This is a genomic window from Myxococcus guangdongensis (assembly GCF_024198255.1).
GTDB classification, from domain to species: domain Bacteria; phylum Myxococcota; class Myxococcia; order Myxococcales; family Myxococcaceae; genus Myxococcus; species Myxococcus guangdongensis.
Window position 1 is genome coordinate 1 of sequence record NZ_JAJVKW010000001.1, and the last position, 16,014, is coordinate 16,014.

Annotated in this window: 14 protein-coding genes; 2 read left to right on the forward strand and 12 right to left on the reverse strand. The window is 70.1% G+C overall.

Annotated features, from left to right (window positions below):
* Positions 1 to 960: 960 nt before the first annotated feature.
* Both gmk and LXT21_RS00010 read right to left on the reverse strand, forming a co-directional pair.
* The gene (gmk, locus tag LXT21_RS00005) at positions 961 to 1,584 is read right to left on the reverse strand and encodes a guanylate kinase (RefSeq protein ID WP_141331814.1); all 624 of its coding nucleotides are present in this window, start codon (positions 1,582 to 1,584) and stop codon (positions 961 to 963) included.
* Positions 1,581 to 2,459 carry a YicC/YloC family endoribonuclease gene (locus LXT21_RS00010; protein WP_254036028.1) on the reverse strand — a complete coding sequence of 293 codons (879 nt, stop codon included), beginning with the start codon at positions 2,457 to 2,459 and terminating at the stop codon, positions 1,581 to 1,583. The genes gmk and LXT21_RS00010 overlap by 4 nt, the downstream gene beginning before the upstream one ends.
* 83 nt (positions 2,460 to 2,542) lie before the next feature.
* Here LXT21_RS00010 and LXT21_RS00015 point away from each other — a divergent pair, with 83 nt between their 5' ends.
* Positions 2,543 to 3,637, forward strand: coding sequence for a glycosyltransferase family 9 protein (locus LXT21_RS00015; RefSeq protein ID WP_254036029.1), 1,095 nt, complete (start codon positions 2,543 to 2,545; stop codon positions 3,635 to 3,637).
* On the opposite strand, the gene LXT21_RS00020 is transcribed toward LXT21_RS00015, so the two are convergent.
* From LXT21_RS00020 to LXT21_RS00065, 10 genes are all read right to left on the reverse strand, one after another.
* Positions 3,627 to 3,809: a Trm112 family protein gene (locus LXT21_RS00020; protein ID WP_254036030.1), complete on the reverse strand. Its 183-nt coding sequence runs from the start codon at positions 3,807 to 3,809 to the stop codon at positions 3,627 to 3,629. The two genes, LXT21_RS00015 and LXT21_RS00020, sit on opposite strands and share 11 nt — an antisense overlap.
* 3 nt (positions 3,810 to 3,812) lie before the next feature.
* Positions 3,813 to 4,301 (reverse strand): adenylyltransferase/cytidyltransferase family protein, encoded by a 489-nt coding sequence (locus LXT21_RS00025; RefSeq protein ID WP_254036031.1) that lies wholly within the window; start codon positions 4,299 to 4,301, stop codon positions 3,813 to 3,815.
* A complete protein-coding gene (locus tag LXT21_RS00030) occupies positions 4,298 to 5,311 on the reverse strand; it encodes a bifunctional heptose 7-phosphate kinase/heptose 1-phosphate adenyltransferase (RefSeq protein ID WP_254036032.1) in 1,014 nt (337 codons plus the stop codon). The genes LXT21_RS00025 and LXT21_RS00030 overlap by 4 nt, the downstream gene beginning before the upstream one ends.
* A gap of 31 nt (positions 5,312 to 5,342) precedes the next feature.
* On the reverse strand, positions 5,343 to 6,446 hold the full coding sequence (lpxK, locus tag LXT21_RS00035; RefSeq protein ID WP_254036033.1) for a tetraacyldisaccharide 4'-kinase: 1,104 nt from the start codon (positions 6,444 to 6,446) through the stop codon (positions 5,343 to 5,345).
* 55 nt (positions 6,447 to 6,501) lie between these two features.
* Positions 6,502 to 7,536, reverse strand: a complete 1,035-nt coding sequence (locus LXT21_RS00040; protein WP_254036034.1) for a glycosyltransferase — start codon at positions 7,534 to 7,536, stop codon at positions 6,502 to 6,504.
* A gap of 4 nt (positions 7,537 to 7,540) precedes the next feature.
* Positions 7,541 to 8,548: a glycosyltransferase family 4 protein gene (locus LXT21_RS00045; protein WP_254036035.1), complete on the reverse strand. Its 1,008-nt coding sequence runs from the start codon at positions 8,546 to 8,548 to the stop codon at positions 7,541 to 7,543.
* A complete protein-coding gene (locus LXT21_RS00050) occupies positions 8,545 to 9,828 on the reverse strand; it encodes a 3-deoxy-D-manno-octulosonic acid transferase (RefSeq protein WP_254036036.1) in 1,284 nt (427 codons plus the stop codon). Before LXT21_RS00050 ends, LXT21_RS00045 begins: the two co-directional genes overlap by 4 nt.
* Before the next feature lie 21 nt (positions 9,829 to 9,849).
* Positions 9,850 to 11,022 (reverse strand): PHP domain-containing protein, encoded by a 1,173-nt coding sequence (locus LXT21_RS00055; RefSeq protein WP_254036037.1) that lies wholly within the window; start codon positions 11,020 to 11,022, stop codon positions 9,850 to 9,852.
* 97 nt (positions 11,023 to 11,119) lie between these two features.
* Positions 11,120 to 12,904 carry an ABC transporter ATP-binding protein gene (locus tag LXT21_RS00060; protein ID WP_254036038.1) on the reverse strand — a complete coding sequence of 595 codons (1,785 nt, stop codon included), beginning with the start codon at positions 12,902 to 12,904 and terminating at the stop codon, positions 11,120 to 11,122.
* A gap of 4 nt (positions 12,905 to 12,908) precedes the next feature.
* Positions 12,909 to 14,792 (reverse strand): DUF4388 domain-containing protein, encoded by a 1,884-nt coding sequence (locus tag LXT21_RS00065; protein ID WP_254036039.1) that lies wholly within the window; start codon positions 14,790 to 14,792, stop codon positions 12,909 to 12,911.
* A gap of 61 nt (positions 14,793 to 14,853) precedes the next feature.
* Here LXT21_RS00065 and lpxB point away from each other — a divergent pair, with 61 nt between their 5' ends.
* Positions 14,854 to 16,005: a lipid-A-disaccharide synthase gene (gene lpxB, locus LXT21_RS00070; RefSeq protein ID WP_254036040.1), complete on the forward strand. Its 1,152-nt coding sequence runs from the start codon at positions 14,854 to 14,856 to the stop codon at positions 16,003 to 16,005.
* Positions 16,006 to 16,014 lie beyond the last annotated feature (9 nt).

Consider the following 16,014-nt stretch of genomic DNA (forward strand, 5'->3'; position numbering starts at 1 on the left):
CCCTGCCGGTCTGCGCTTCTCAGCGCTCCCTGACTGGGGCCTTCTCAAAGATTGACTGCGGTTTCCGCAATCCTTCTCTTCTTCTTGGGCTTGCTATTTGGTTTTCAAAGACCGAGTCGCTTGTTTCTACCGCGACTTTTTGCTATCTTTCTTCTTGTCCGCCGCTTGCTGCTTTCGGCGGGCTGCATCTTTTATTCAGGTCCGCGTCAGCTGTCAACTTCGACTTGCGTCCCCTTGGCTCTCTCGAAGTTCTCAGCGCCGCCCAGTGGCTTCCGCTGTTTCTCTTCGTGAGGGGCGCGGCTTCTACCTCTTCGCCGCATCCCGTGTCAACCGCTGCTTCGTTGACCACCCCGTCGTTCCCGCCCGCTTGCTGCCGGGCTTCCTCGTCGGGGCGCGGCTTCTACCACCGCCGCATCTTCTGTCAACCCACTGCGCTGACCGCCGTATTTCCGATGTCGTCCTGCCTTCGCCCGAAAGACTCCGCGCCAGTGCGCGGCTTCGTTGCGAGGGGCGCGGCTTGTACCACCGCCGCGACTGAAGTCAAACCGCTGACAAGCTGCCCTCCCCCGCCGACCCAGCTCAGTGCCGTCTCCCATGAGACGACGTCCTGCCCCACCACCCGCACGCCCACTGAACCACTACCATCCGGTCGACCATGTATGGAGCGCTCCGGAGATTGTCAACTCGCTGTCACGAGCCGCTCCGGACGCTTGCCTGCCCCCTGACAGCCCGCTTAGGGCCACCTTGAGGCGCACGGTCCTATCCATTTTGAATCAGAGAACCACAGCGCCCGAGGCGCTGATTCCACGGCGTTTCCGACGTGGCTCCCGGTGACGCGAAGGCGACCTGCCCTTTCGCGCCTCGCCGTGAGGTGGGCGGCTTATCCACCAAGCCAGGGAGCAGCGCAAGAAGTTTGCTTCTCGTCACTTCCGCGCCACCCGGAGGACACCTTCCCCAGGCTCAGACGCCGAGCTTCAACCGGGAGACGTCCGCGCGACCCCGGCGGCATCCCTCGGCGACGACCACGGCCTTGAGCTCACTGTAGGCCCGGTCGAAGTCGTCATTCACGACCACATAGTCGTACGCGGCGATTCCCCGCTCCATCTCGGAGCGCGCCGCCAGCATGCGCCGACGGATGGTCTCGTCGGAGTCCGTCTGTCGGTCCCTCAGGCGACGCTCGAGTTCCTCCATGGAGGGCGGCAGCACGAAGATGAGGACCGCGTCCGGGTGCTTGCGCTTGATGGCCTGGCCGCCCTGCACGTCGATGTCGAAGATGGCCACGCCCCGGTTGGCCCGGGCGATGTCCACCGTCGACTGGGGGCTCCCGTAGAAGTGGCCATGGACCTCCGCCCACTCCACGAACTCACCGCGTTCGATCTTCGCCTGGAAGGTGGCCACGTCCACGAAGTGGTAGTCGACGCCTTCCTGCTCCTTGCCTCGGGGCCGGCGCGTCGTGACGCTGATGGAGAAGTTCGCCTGGGGCGTCTCCCGGAGGAGTCGGTGGGCCAGGGTGGTCTTCCCCGCTCCCGAGGGGGCGGAGAGGACGAGCAACAGACCGGGCGGAAGGATGGTGGTTTCGCTCATTCGACGTTCTGCACCTGTTCGCGGATGCGCTCGACCTCGGCCTTCATCGAGACCACGCGCGCGGAGATGTCCGCGTGCTGGCTCTTGGAGCCCGTCGTGTTCACCTCGCGGTGCATCTCCTGCACGAGAAAGTCCATGCGGCGGCCCGTGGGCTCCTGGCTCGCCATGAGGGCGCGGAACTGCTCGAGGTGGCTGGCCAGACGCGTCACCTCCTCGGCGATGTCCGTGCGCTCGGCGAAGAGCGCGACCTCCTGGGCCAGCCGCTGCGGGTCCACCGCGACGCCGCGCGCCAGCTCCGCCACGCGCTCGGTGAGCCGCTGCTGGTAGTCCTGCACGGCGCGGGGCGCGAGCTGCGCCACCTCCCGGCTCCAGCCCTCGAGCAGCTTCATGCGCGCGTCCAGGTCGGCGTGGATGGCCTCGCCCTCGACGAGCCGCATCTTCTCCAGGGCCCCGAGCGCCTGGTCCAGCGCCGCCGTCACCGCGGGCGTCGCGGCCTCCAGGTCCACGCCCTTCTCCTCCAGGCGGACCACGCCCTGCTGGTTCGCCACCTGGGACCAGGTGACGTCCTGAGACAGGCCCAGCTCCTTGGCCAGCTCCCGGAAGGTGCGCAGGTACTCGCGCGCCAGGTTGAGGTCCACCGTGGGAACGGTGCCAGAGGCCGTGGAGGACTGCCGCTTCACCAGCAGCTCGACCGAGCCACGCGCCAGCCGGTCCTTCACCTGCTTCGTGACGAGGGGCTCGAGGGAGGCGAGCTCGCGCGGCAGCCGCGCCTTCACCTCGCAGAACTTGTGATTGAGCGAGCGCAGCTCCACGGAGACCTCTTCGTCGCCCACGCGCGCGCGGCCCGCTCCAAACCCGGTCATGCTCTTCAGCATTGGGCGGTTGCTAGGGGCTTTCCGCCCGCAGGTCAAGCAGCGTGCTTGCACGCCTTTCAGTTCTGTGTAGGGTCCGCGCCGCGATGTCCTGGCACAAGCGGCTCGAGTTGTGGGCGAAGCTGGCACTCGCGCTCGTGGCGTCCCTGCTGTTCTGGCGCCCCGGCCGCAAGCTGCGCCCCGGAAGTTCCCTCCCCGTCCCCCGGAAGGTGCTGCTCGTGCGGCCCGACAACCGCGTGGGCGAGGCGCTCCTCACCACCCCCCTGCTGCGCGTCCTCAAGAGCCAGGTCCACCCCGCGCCCGAGGTCCATATCCTGGTCCACGCCAAGGTGGCCCGGGTCCTCGCCAACCACCCCGACGCGGACCAGGTCATCGCCTTCGACCGCCGACGCATCTGGTCAGGGCCCCTGGCCCCCGGCATCCGCGCGCTGCGCCAGGCGAACTACGACCTCGTGGTCGACTGCGCCAACTGGGAGGCCCCGTCCGTGACGAGCGCGCTGGTGGCGCGGCTCGCCGGCCCTCGCGCCGTGGTCGTCGGGCCCAAGATCTGGCCGGTGACGCACCTGCACTCGCTCTCCGTTCCTTCACGGCCCGACACCCGCAGCGAGGCTGTCCAGCGCACCCACCTGCTCTCCCCCGTGGCTGGCAATGCGCTGGCCCGGGAGCTGTCCTTCCGGGAGCCGTACATCCGCGACTCCTTCCGCACGTTCCTGGAGGAGGACGCCTCGAACCCGTGCGCGGTCATCAATCCTGGTGGCCGACTGGGGCCTCGGCGCATCCCCCCGGAGGCCTTCGCCGCCGCGGCGCGGGCGTTGCTGGAGTCGGGCCGCACGCCCATCGTGACGTGGGGGCCCGGAGAGGAAGAGCTCGCGAAGGCCGTGCTCGCCGGCGCGCCCGGGGCTCGACTGGCGCCGCCCACCAACCTGGATGAGCTCGCGGCCCTGATGCGCGCCGCGGGCCTCACCGTGTGCAACAACACGGGGCCCATGCACCTGTCCGTCGCCGTGGGTGCGCCGACGTTGGCGTTCTTCCTCCGGATGGACATGGAGCGCTGGGGCCACGCCTATGGCCCCCACCGCATGGTCGACCTCACGGCCATCGTCGATGGCGCGGGTGGACAGGGGCTCGAGGCTCGCGCCGCCGAAGAGGCGCGGTCCTTCGCCGCGAAGCTCACCGCGTAGGAGCGTCCTCCCGAGTCATCAGCTCGGGAAGCAGCTGCGGCACGCCGTCCTTCACGGGCCACCAGGCCCGGCAGGCCGCGCAGTGGAGCCGCTCCGTGGCGCCAGTCCCCAGGACGACGAGCGCCCCCTTGCATCGGGGGCAGCCCAGCACCGCCAGGAGCCCGGCATCCATGGGCTACTTCGCGTCCTCGCGCCCGAGCCGACGCGCCAGCTCCGTGGTGCTGTGGTTCTTCGGGTCGCCCGACACCGCGGTGCGGCCACCGTACGCGCGGACCTCGTCACCCTCGGGGATGCTGTCAGGCGTGTAGTCCGTGCCCTTCACGTGCACATCCGGCTTCAACACCCGGATGATGGCGCGGACGTTCGGGTCGTCGAAGACGATGACCCGGTCCGTGCACGCGAGGGCGGCGACCAGCTCCGCGCGCTCGTTCTCCGGGATGTGCGGCCTGCCAGGCCCCTTGTAGGCGCGCGTCGAGGCATCCGAGTTCACCGCCACCACCAGCACGTCCGCCAGCTCTCGCGCGCCCTCCAGGTAGCGCACGTGGCCCACGTGCAGCAGGTCGAAGACGCCGTTGGCGAGCGCCACCGTGCGGCCCTCCTGCTTCCAGCGGGCTCTCGCCTCCGCCACCTGCTCGAGCGACTGAATCTTCTCCAGGGTGCTCATCGCGCGCTCCGCAGCTCCGCCAGCAGCTCATCCCGGGACACCGTCGCGGTCCCCGGCTTCTGCACCACCATGGACCCCGCCACGTTCGCCAGCCTCGCCGCCTCGCCGAACGAGGCTCCGGCCGCGACCGCCAGGGAGAAGGTCGCAATCACCGTGTCGCCCGCGCCCGTCACGTCCACCGCGGCCTTCGCGCCGTGCACCGGGATGAGGTCCACGCCGCCGTCCGCGTCGAAGAGCGCCATGCCGTGGCGGCCCCGCGTCACCAGCAACGCACGACACCCCAGCCGGCGCACCGCTTCCTTCCCGGCCAGGAGCAGGTCCTCCTCCGAGCGCACGGGCCGGCCCGCGAGCGCCTCCAGCTCGGGCTCGTTGGGCTTGCACACCGTCACCCCCGAGAACGACGCGAGCGCATAGCGGCTGTCCACGCACACCGGCAGCCCATCCGCCGCGAGCTTCCGGAGCACGCCTCGGACCTCATCGTTCAGCACCCCCGCGCCGTAGTCCGAGACCACCACCGCGTCCGCATCCCGAGCGGCCTGCTCGACATGTCGGGCCAGGGCCTTGCGCGCCCGGGGCGGCAACGCGGAGTGCTGTCCACGGTCCAGGCGCAGCATCTGCTGCCGCGTGGTGCTCACCCCTCCGGCCAGGATGCGCGTCTTCGTCTCCGTCGCGAGGCCTCGACCTCCCACCGCGTGCAACCGGACTCCCGCCTCCGAGAACAGGTGGCGCAGCTCGCCGCCCATCTCGTCCGCGCCGAGCACGCCGACGGCCGTCACCTGTCCCGTCAAGGCACGGACGTTGGCCGCGACGTTCGCGCCTCCGCCCAGCTTCACCTCCGCGGACTCGTAACGGACGATGAGCACGGGCGCCTCGCGGCTCACCCGGTCCGTCTGTCCGTAGATGTAGTGGTCTGCGACGAGGTCCCCGACCAGCAGCACACGACGACGCGAGAACGCGAGCGGCAGGCGAGAGGACAAGGGCGAGGAGCGAACGGGCGAGACCGCGGCCATGGCGGCGGTTTGTCCCACAGCCCCCCTCGTCTCACAAGTCGGCTGACGCGCCCGCCAGCCCGAGCGCCCGACGCAGATGGGCCTCCCCCTCCAGCACCTCCACCCCCAACCGCACCCTCCACGCCTCGAACCCGGATGGCAGCCGCACCGCGTCCTTCTCGGTCGTCACCACCACCACGCCTCGACGCGTCGCCCGCAGGGCCACGTCCTCCAGCTCCTCGGACGTGAAGCGGTGATGGTCCGGGAAGAGCGCCGCGTCGACGACCTCCACGCCCAGCGACCTCAGGGTCTTCAGGAAGCCCCCCGGCCTGCCAAGTCCCGCCAGGGCCAACACGCCCTGCCCTCGCAGGTGCTCGGGTGGATGCGACAGGCCGGCAGGGTCCATCCATGCCGACGGCCCGTAACGCGCGCGCACCCGGGGAATCGGCTCGGATTCTCGCGGGAGGCTCACCACCAGGGGCTCGCCCACGGCCAATGCGGACGTGCGCACCCAAAGGAGCGTGGCACGTCGAATCGATGACGGAGGCTCTCTGAGGGGGCCTCGGGGAAGCATGTGGCCGTTGCCCAGCCCCACGGCTTCGTCCACCACCACCAGGTCCTCGTCCCGCGCGAGGCGACGGTGCTGGAAGCCATCGTCGAGCAACACCGTGTCCAGGCCGAACTCGTCTCGCGCTCGCAGGGCACTGGAGACCCGGTCCGGGTTCACGAAGAGCCTCACGCTCGGACAACGCGTCGCGAGCAGCAGGGGTTCGTCTCCCGCGTCCTCCACCGAGGGCAGCGGCTCCGCTCCCGTGAAGGTCAGCGGCTCTCGTGAGCGCCGGCCGTAGCCTCTCGTGAGGATGCCGACCTTGCGGCCTGCTCGAACGAGCTGCTCCGCCAGGTGCAGAACCGCGGGCGTCTTGCCCGTTCCGCCCACGTTGAGGTTGCCCACGGAGATGACTCGGAGCCCCTCGACACGCTCGGCTCGCAGAAGTCCACCGTCGTACAGGGCTCCTCGCAGATGCACCGCCGCGGCGTAGGTCCACGACAATGCCGTCAACGGCGACAGCAACGCCTTGCGGCCCCAGGCCTCCGGTGTCGGTGGGTAGAAGACCCGCTCGATGGCGGTGGATGACTCGGGGGCAGGAGGACTCAAGACCGATGGGCTCCCATCGCCCGGAGCTCGCGGTGCTCGACGTTCGCCATGGGATTCATCGACGAGCCCCGCTGGCCGCCTCGGCGTACAAGGCGAGCACGTCAGCGGCGATGCGCGCGTTTGTCGGATGAGCCACCGGCGCCAGGACGCCCGAGAGCGCGGCCGTCACGACTGCTTCGGGCGTGGGCTCGGCCACCCTGGCATCCGCCAGGTCCGGCAGCGCCCCTTCGTCCACCGCAACCACTCGGACTCCACACGCTCGCGCCTGGGCCGCGGCCCTCGCGCTCCAGTCATTCCCCAAGCCCAGCAGCCATACCTCGTCCAATGCCTTCAGCCAGCGCGCGAAGTCCGCTCCCTGCTGATAGCCCGCGAAGACCACCGCGTCCGTCAGCCCCAGCGTCGCCACCTGATTGCGCGTCGCTTCCAGCAACGCTCCGTCACCCACGAGGACGAAGCGTGCATGGGGATGGTGCTGACGGTACTTCGCGAAGGCCTCCACGCCGACCGAATGGCGCCTCGATGGCTGGAACGTGGAGACCATTCCCACCAAAGGTCCACCCGTGAGCCCCAGCTCGCGCCGGAGTGACGCACGGTCCGCTTCGGGCTGGAACCTCGGGTCCACCAGCGCCGGGAGCACCCGGGCCCGCTTCCCTCGCTCCAACAGCCTCGGCAACAACGCGCTCGCCGGAACCGTGTACGCATCCGCCGCGGGCAACGACGAACGCAGCGAGCGGGGGGCGTGCAGCGAGCGCAGCAACACCGCGCCTCGGGGACGGCCCCACCTCGCCAGGAAGTGGTCGTGGCTGAAGTGCGAATGCACCACGTCCACCTGCCGCGCGCGCAGACGTCGCGAGTCGCTCCACATGCGCCACGGCGGCGACTTCACGGACAACTCCAGGCCGCCTTCGTCCAACAGGCCGAGTTCCTGGAAGCGAGGCACCGCGGGCTCCTCCGCCGGCACGTCCTTGCGCCGACGGTCCACCGCCACCGTCACCTCGTGCCCGGCATCCCGCTGCGCTCGGGCCAGCAGCGCGACGTTCTCCGCGGGGCCACTGAAGAACGGGCTCGCGAGCAGGTGAAGAATGCGCATCCGCTCAGCGCCTCACCAGCGTGCGGTACAGCGCCTCCAGCGCGTGCGCCTCGTGCTCCACGCCACACCGACGCCGCGCCTCCTCGGCCGCGTTGCGCCCCACTTCGCGCGCTCGCTCCGGCTCGCGCATCAACATGTCGAGGAGCTCTCGCAGCGCCTTCACGTCACCCGGCTCGAAGAAGAAGCCCGTGCGGCCGTGCTCGATGAGCGTGTCCAGGTACGGCAGCTTCGACGCCACCACGCAGCACCCCGACGCCATCGCCTCCACGTGCACCAGCGAGTACCCCTCCGCATAGGATGGGTGCACCAGCACCGTGAGCCCCTGGTACCAGGGCTCGATGACCGACTGCTCTCCCGCCAGCGTCACCCGGCCCTCGATGCCGGCACGGAGGCCGTTCACCCAGTCCAGGTCCGCGCCCTTCGCCAGGCCCACCAGCACGCCCTGCCACTCGGGGTGCTCAGGCAGCAACGGCCGGACCGCCTCCAGGAAGTCGCCCTGTCCCTTCTCCTTCCGGATGCGACCGATGACGCCGATTCCCAGGCGCCCGCCTTGCCCCAGTCGCTCCCAGGCCTTCTGTCGGTCCTCGGGGGGATGGAAGCGCGTCAGGTCGATGCCATGCGAGATGACCGTCGACGGCAGCGCGATGACGTCCGCCACCTGCTTCGTCAACGACACCAGTGCGTCCGCGCCTCGCGCGATGAACCGCGTGAAGCCACTGGGCGCCATCGACGTGTGCCGCGTGAACACCAGCCGCACCTGCCGACCCACCAGCTTCAACAACATCCCCGCCAGCAGCTCGTTGTTCCGGTGCGCGTGCCACACCACCGGCTCCGAGCGCGCCCTGCGCAGCAGCTCCGGCCAGGTGATGCGCGGCAGTCCCTCGCTCAGCCCCGAGCCGATGACCCGCGTCTCCGAGCCCGAGTCCTTCACCAACGCTGGCACCACCGACTCGACGTGACGCGTGACGCCCGTGTACCGGTTGTGGAAATGCGGGTGGATGATGAGCGTCATCGCGGCTCCGCCCTGCCGTGCGGGAAGAGCGACAGCATCGCCTCGGCGTTGCGCTCGCTCGCTCCGGAGATTCGGCCCACCGTCTCCAGGGCTCGGGCCCCGAGTTCATCGATTCGCCGCGGGTCCTCCAGCAGCTCCGAGAGCCTCGCGTGCAGCTCCTCCGCGTCCGCCACCTGGATGCCTCCGTGCCCCGACAATACCGTCACGCTGTCCCGGAAGTTGTCCATGTGCGGCCCGAACAACACCGGCTTGCCCTGCCCCGCGGGCTCCAGGATGTTCTGGCCACCGCGCTTCGTGAACGAGCCTCCGACGAAGACCACCGTCCCCAGTCGGTACGCCCGCGACAGCTCGCCGATGGTGTCCATCACCACCACCTGCGCTCGCTCGGGGTTGCCCTTCGAGCGAAGCGCCACGCTCAACCCCGCGTCCCGCGCGAGCGTCATGACTCGCGCCGCTCGGTCCACGTACCTCGGCGCAATCACCAGCCGCAGCTCCGGCCACTTCGCGAGCAGCCGCCGGTACACACCCAGCAGCGCCTCCTCCTCACCCTCGTGCGTGCTTCCCGCAATCCACACGGGCGCGCCCAGGGGGAGCCCCAGGACCTCGCGCAACGTGGTGTCCTCCGGCGCGGGCCCCGAGGCCAGGGAGTCGAACTTGGTGTTCCCCGTCACCCTCACCCAGTCGGGCCTCGCGCCCAGGCTCCGCGCTCGCTCCGCTTCGTCCTCGTGGCGCATCAACATCAGGTCCAGGTCCTTCAGCGGATTGCCGATGAGGCCGAACAACGCCCGGTAGCGCCCCACGTTCGCCGGGGAGAAGCGTCCGTTGGTCATCACCACCCTCGCGCCTCCGCGCTTCGCCGCGCGGATGAGGTTGGGCCAGATCTCCGTGTACTCGAGGACCAGGATGTCCGGCCGCAGCGCCTTCATCGCCCGCCGCGTCGCGCCCCAGAGGTCATAGGGCACGTAGATGACGCCATCGATGTCCTTGGCCAGTCGCCCCGTCGCCATCGCATGGCCGCTGTCGGTCATCGTCGACAGGATGAGCTGGCAGCCCGGGAAGCGCGCTCGCAGCGGCGCGAACATCGGGGAGAGCGCGAGCAGGTCTCCCGCGCTCGCTCCGTGCAACCACACCACGGGCCCATCGCCTCTCGCGGGCAACGCCCCCGGGGCATAGAACCCCAGTCGCTGCCACAGGCCATGACGCGTCTTCCGGTGCACACACAGCACCGGGAGGAGCAGCGGGAAGAGCAGGTACGTGGCGAGGATGTAGAGGAGTCGCATGGACGGCTCCCCGGCCCTCTATCAGATGCCAGGGCTCCGAGGCAGCACACGCACGGGATTCGGAACAATCCAGGGTCGCCATTCGGACCCGAAGAAGCGCCCAGGCCCCTTCGCCCAGACCTCCACCCGCACCAGCCCCTCCCCCGTCAGCGCCACCGACGTGCCGTCCTCCCCCAGTCGGCCCTCTCCCCACACCTGCACCCGAACCGTGTCCACGTCCGGCAGGCCCGGCAGGCGCACCTTCAGGACATCTCCCACCCGCGCCTCGCGACGCTCCGGGTCCACGCCTTCCAAGGCGAAGCCCTCGGGCTCCCCCAAGGCGCGGAAGGAACAGAGGGCCGAGCCGCCTCGCAGCGCCCGCGTCACCAGCGCGGCGGCGGCCTTCGCATCCTTCGGCAAGGGCGCGGGCACCTGCTCCGGCGGGAGGTACATGGCGAGCGAGCTGAACACGGACTCGTAGGACGGCAGGCCATGCGCGTCATGCGCGCAGAAGGAGCGCTTGGGTTGCTCCCGCGAGAGCCCCATGAAGCGCTCGCCGGGCTCGGGCTCCGGCGCGACGAGCAACATCACTCCGTGCATCGGCTTCGCGAGATACGCGCCCACGGCCGGCAGCAAGCGGCTCAGCGGGTTGCTCATGGCCTGGCGGAAGAACGTGTCCGCCGAGTACAGCTCGAAGCCCTTCGCCTCACGGGCCGTCGGCTCGTCCGTCCACGGGTTCTTCTTCTGCACCGGATGCGCGAGGACCGTCATGCCTCCCGCGGCCTCCACCGCCTTCACCGCATCCGCGGCGGGCATCCATCGCGTCATGCCCTCCAGCGGGCGCTCCATGCCGAACGCGACCAGGTGCCCCGCGGACGTCGAGATTTCAACGCCGGGAATCAGCAGCACGCCATCCCCCCAGGTCGGAGCGGGCGGCGTGAAGTCGTTGTGGTCCGTCAACAACACGAAGTCGAGCCCCGCGGCCTTCGCCGCGAGCACCACATCGAGCGGGCTGCCTCGTCCATCCGAGCGCGTGGTGTGCACGTGGAAGGCGCCACGAACCCACCTCGGCTCGCCCTCCTTCGGGGGCACCACCGGGTACGTCGTGTACGACGCGGGGAGCGCGAAGAAGCCGCACAGGCCCAGGAGGAGGAGCAACAGGCCCACCAGCGCCCGCAGTCCCTTGCCGAGCACCACACGGAGACGGCTGTTCATGTCCACGCGCCTCGAGGGTTCCGCGTGAGCCCTCGACACGATGACGAAACCACCGCCTCGGCGTCGAACCGTCGGGCTCCTGCATGACTCAGCATCATCACGCGGCGCCTCGCTCGAAGGTGCCCTCCGTCTGCATCTTCCACAGCGCGGCGTAGCGTCCACCCCTCGCGAGCAACTCCGCGTGCGAGCCGCTCTCCACCGCTCGCCCCGCCTCCATCACGTGGAGCACGTCCGCGTTCACCACCGTGGACAACCGGTGCGCGATGACCAGCGCCGTGCGCCCCGGCAACACCGCCGCCAGCGCAGCCTGCACCTCGCGCTCGCTCTCGGGGTCCAGGCTGCTCGTCGCCTCGTCCAGCACCAGCACGCGCGCTCGCGCCAGCACGGCCCTGGCGATGCACAGACGCTGCCGCTGACCACCGCTCAACGTCACGCCGCGCTCGCCGATGCGCGTGTCGTAGCCCTGGGGCAACGCGCGGATGAACCCGTCCGCGTTCGCCACCTTCGCCGCCGCCTCCACTTCCTCACGCGTGGCGTCCGGGCGCGCATATCGAAGGTTGTCCAGCACCGTGCCCTGGAACAACAACGGCTCCTGCGTCACCAACGCGAGCTGCTCGCGAAGGCTCGCCGCCGTGTACCGGGCCATGTCCACGCCATCCAGCAGCAGCCTTCCGGACTGGGGACGCTCGAAGCGCAGGAGCAGCGACGTCACCGTGCTCTTGCCTCCGCCACTGCCGCCCACCAGCGCCGTCACCTGCCCCGCCTTCAGCTCCAGCGTCACGCCGTCGAGCGCGCGCCGCTCGCCATACGCGAAGCTCACGTCCTCGAACCGCACCGACTCGGACAAGGGCGGCGCCGACACCGCGTCCGGCGCGTCCTGCACCGGGTGCTTCAAGTCCAGCAACGCGAAGAGCCGCTCACCCGCCGCGCCCGCCTGCATCGCGAACTGCGTCACCCGGCCCAAATCCTTCACCGGCTGGTACACCAGGATGACCGCCGTCAGCAGCGACAACAGCGCCTCCGGCTCCATCAACTTCGCGCTCGCCGCGAAGGCCAACGCCCCCGCCAGCGCCGCCGCCGCCAGCACCTCCATGATTCCGGGCACCCCGCCACGCGCCCACGCCGCCCCGACCACCGCCTCCTCGTGCGCCTTCGCGTGCGAGGCGAACCGCGCCAGCTCCGCCTCCTGCCCGTTGAACGCCTGAATCGTCCTCAAGCCCCCGAGCCCCTCGTGGAGCTGCCCCGCCAGATGCCCCAGCTGCGTCTGCCCCTCGCGCGTGCCCTTGAGCACCTTGCGCGTCAGGCGCGACGCCGGCAGCGCCGCGAGCGGAATCACCACCAGCATCAGCCCCCCCAGCAGCGGGCTCATCGACAACGCCACCCCCGCCAGGATGATGACCTGCAGGCTGTCACGCAGGTACGAGCCCACCGTGTACATCGCCGCCGCCTCCACCGCCGCGACGTCCGACGAGAAGCGACTGAGCAAATCTCCCTGCCGCTCACGCGCGAGCTGGGCTGGCGACAACGACGTGAGCTTCACGAAGAGCTCCCGCCGCACGTCCTTCACCACCCGCTGCGCGAAGAGCCCCATGAAATAGAACTGGCCCAGGTACCCCACGCCCTTCACCGCGCCCACCACCACCATCATCAGCGGGAAGCCCCACAGCGCCGCGTCACGCGGCAGGGACGAGAGCCACGGCACCCGGTTCGCCCCGCCGAAGCCCTCCTCGCCCCCCGACAGCAGGAAGCGCAGCGCCGGGCCCGTGAGGTACGCGTACGCGCCCGTGGCGACCCCCACGAACGCCATGCACACGAACGCCACCACGAGCACCGCCACGTGCGGGCGCGCGTAGCGCAACAATCGCCAGAGTGTCCGCCCCATCTGCCTACCGTCCCACCTTGCGCAACGCCGCCTTGGCCAGCTGCGAGTACGGGTTGTACTCCAGCACCTTCAGCAGCTTCTTTCGCGCCAGCGGCGCATCCCCCAGGTCCGTGTCGATGATGGCCGCGATGATGTGCAGCCGCTCCACGTAAGGCCCCAGGGACAACGCCTTCTTCAACACCTTCTGCGCCTTCTGCGCACGCTGGACCAGCGGACCGCCCGCCCCCTGGTACGTCGCCCAGGCGAGGAAGGAGTAGTACTCCGGCTCACGAGGGTTGAGCGTCACCGCCTCCTCGAACGCGTGCATCGCCGACACGAAGTCCCGCCGCTTCAGCGCGGACTCGCCCCGGCGCAACGCAATCTCGGCGTCCACCACCACCGCCGTGTTGCGCCCCACGTCCAGCTTGCTGAAGAGGTACTGGAGGTACGCCTTGCGCTTCTCCTCCACGCTCAACACCCGGTAGGACGCCGACAGCTTCTCCTGCACGGAGTCCAGCAGGTCCTTCAGGTCCGAGATGTCGTATTCGGCATACGTGTCCGGGTGAAAGCGCATCGCCGTCTCGTGGTACGCGCGCTCCACCGCCTCCGCGTCCGCCGCGATGTCCAACCCCAGGCTGCCGAAGTAGCTGCGGGTGATGATGCGCACCGCCTCCTCGCGCAGCGAGGCCGCCGTCTCCCCAGGCAAGGACTTGCGCTTGCGCGGACCAATCCGGTCCGGCACCACCGCCGCGGACAACACGTCCGCCCCCGTCGCGACTGGCGTCGGCGAGAACGTCACGCCCCCCGTCAGCTTCAAGAACCACAGGAGCGAATACGCCGCGCTCAGCTCCCCGCGGCCATGGGCGAGCAACTCCTTGAGCACGATGCGGCCATTGACCTGCATCGCAATCTTGATGTCGTCCGTGTCCAGCGCCATCGCCTGCAGGTCGCGACCAAAATCGGACGAGCGCACCGGGTACTCGCCCAGGTTCGCCTTCAGCGACGCCGCCATCACCTTCAGCGGGAAGCAGCGCCGCGCGCCTTCCAGAATCTGCGCCAGCGGCGGCAGGTCCACCGATGCCACCTCCGCGGTGAACTCGTCGCCGGAGTAGAAGGCATACCGGCCCTCGCGCATGCCCAACACCCGCGCCAGCTTGTCGCGCGTGTAGTCACGCAACAACTGCGACAACTCTTCCCCCACCAGCTCCACGCCCGCGTCCGCCAGCGCCGAGCCGATGCGCAGCCCCGAGCCCAGCGCCCCCACCACCTGCTCCGCCTGCGCGGGCGTGGCGAGCTTGCGCTCCACGAGGTAGCGCGGCAGCGAGTCCTCCTTCACCGTCGAGTCGAAGCTCACCGGCCCGCCGCGCAGGAAGTACACCCGCCGACTCAGCCCCCGGTGCGCCACCACCAGCACACCCTCCCGACGCAGCCGGTGGATGGAGTGCAACAGGCCCGGCAGCGGATAGCCCTTCAGCTCGCCACTGTTCACCGCCGGACGCGACAGCGTGGACGCCAGGCCCGACAGCGGCACCGCCTGCGCCGCGCGCACGAGCGACTCCAGCCGGGGCACCAGCTCTCCAGGCTTGAGCGGGTCCGCGACGTACGCGTTCACCTTCAAATCCAACACCGAGCCCACGCCCCGCGCCCGTCCCAGGTGCCCCTTGTCGATGGCGACGATGGGCACGCGCCCACCCTGGCTGTGCCCCCGGATGAGCTGCACCACGTGAGCGCCCTCCACGCGCGGCAGGTCCACCGACAACACCATCACATCCGGGTTGTCCGCCGCGAAGTGCTCCAGCGCCGCGATGGGGTCATTCACCGCGCGCACGGAATACCCGGCCTGCGAGAGCAGGCCCGTCAGGTGCTCGAGCGTGGGGGGATGGCTCTCGGCGAGCAGAAGCGTCTTCAAGGGTTGGCGCAGTCTACACCTTCACCCCGGCTTGCATCAGGGTACGATGCGCCCCCCTCACATGACGCCCCCGCCCCGAATCCTCGTCGTGGCCGGCGAGGCCTCCGGCGATGCCCATGCCGCAGAGCTCGTCGCCGCCCTCCAGGCCCGCCGTCCGGACCTCACCTTCTTCGGCATGGGCGGCTCGCGCCTGGCCGCCCGGGGAGTCGAGCTGCTCTTCGACGCCCGCGAGGTGTCCGTCATGGGCATCACCGAGGTGCTCCCCCGCATCCCCCGCATCCTCCAGATCATGAAGGGGCTGGCGAACGCGGCCGCCGAGCGGCGCCCCGACGTCGCCATCCTCGTCGACATCCCGGACTTCAACCTGCGCCTGGCCGAGAAGCTCAAGGCCCAGGACATCCCCGTGGCCTATTACATCTCGCCGATGATCTGGGCGTGGCGCCGCGGCCGGGTGCGCACCATCAAACGCCTGGTGGACCGGATGCTGTGCATCCTCCCGTTCGAGGAGGACTTCTACCGGGAGGCCGGCGTCGCCGCCCGCTACGTGGGCAGCCCCGTCGTCGAGCAGGTCCCCGCTCCCGACAGCCCCGCCGCGTTCCGGGAGCGCCTGGGCCTGGCCAGGGAGGCCCCCACGCTCGCGCTGCTGCCGGGCAGCCGGATGAGCGAGATTCGCCGGCTGCTGCCGTCCATGGTGGCCGCGGCCCGCCGCCTGTCCACCGAGCGGCCCGGGCTCCAGGTCGTGGTCCCCGTGGCCCCCACCATCCCCCGCGAGGAGGTGCTGTCGCGCTTCGAGGGCAGCGGCCTGACGCCAGTGCTGGTGGACGGACACGCCCCGGAGGTGGTGGGCGCCAGCGACGCGGCGGTGGTCGCCTCCGGGACGGCCGTGCTGGAGGCAGGGCTGATGCAGCGTCCCCTCGTCGTCATCTACCGGGTGTCGCTCATCTCCTATTGGGTGGGCCGGCTGATGCTGAAGGTGGCCTTCGTGTCCCTGGTCAACCTGCTGGCCGGGCGGCGGGTGGTGCCGGAGCTGCTCCAGGGGGAGATGACCCCCGAGCGAATCGCCGACGAGGTCCGCAAGGTCTGGCTTCCGGGGACCGCCCGGGACGAGATGCTCCAGGGGCTGGGGGAGGTCCGGGGGCGGCTGGGCGAGGCAGGGGCCGCCACCCGGGCGGCGGAGACCGTCATGGAGCTACTGCCCCCGCGCGCCATTTAGGGTATGTCG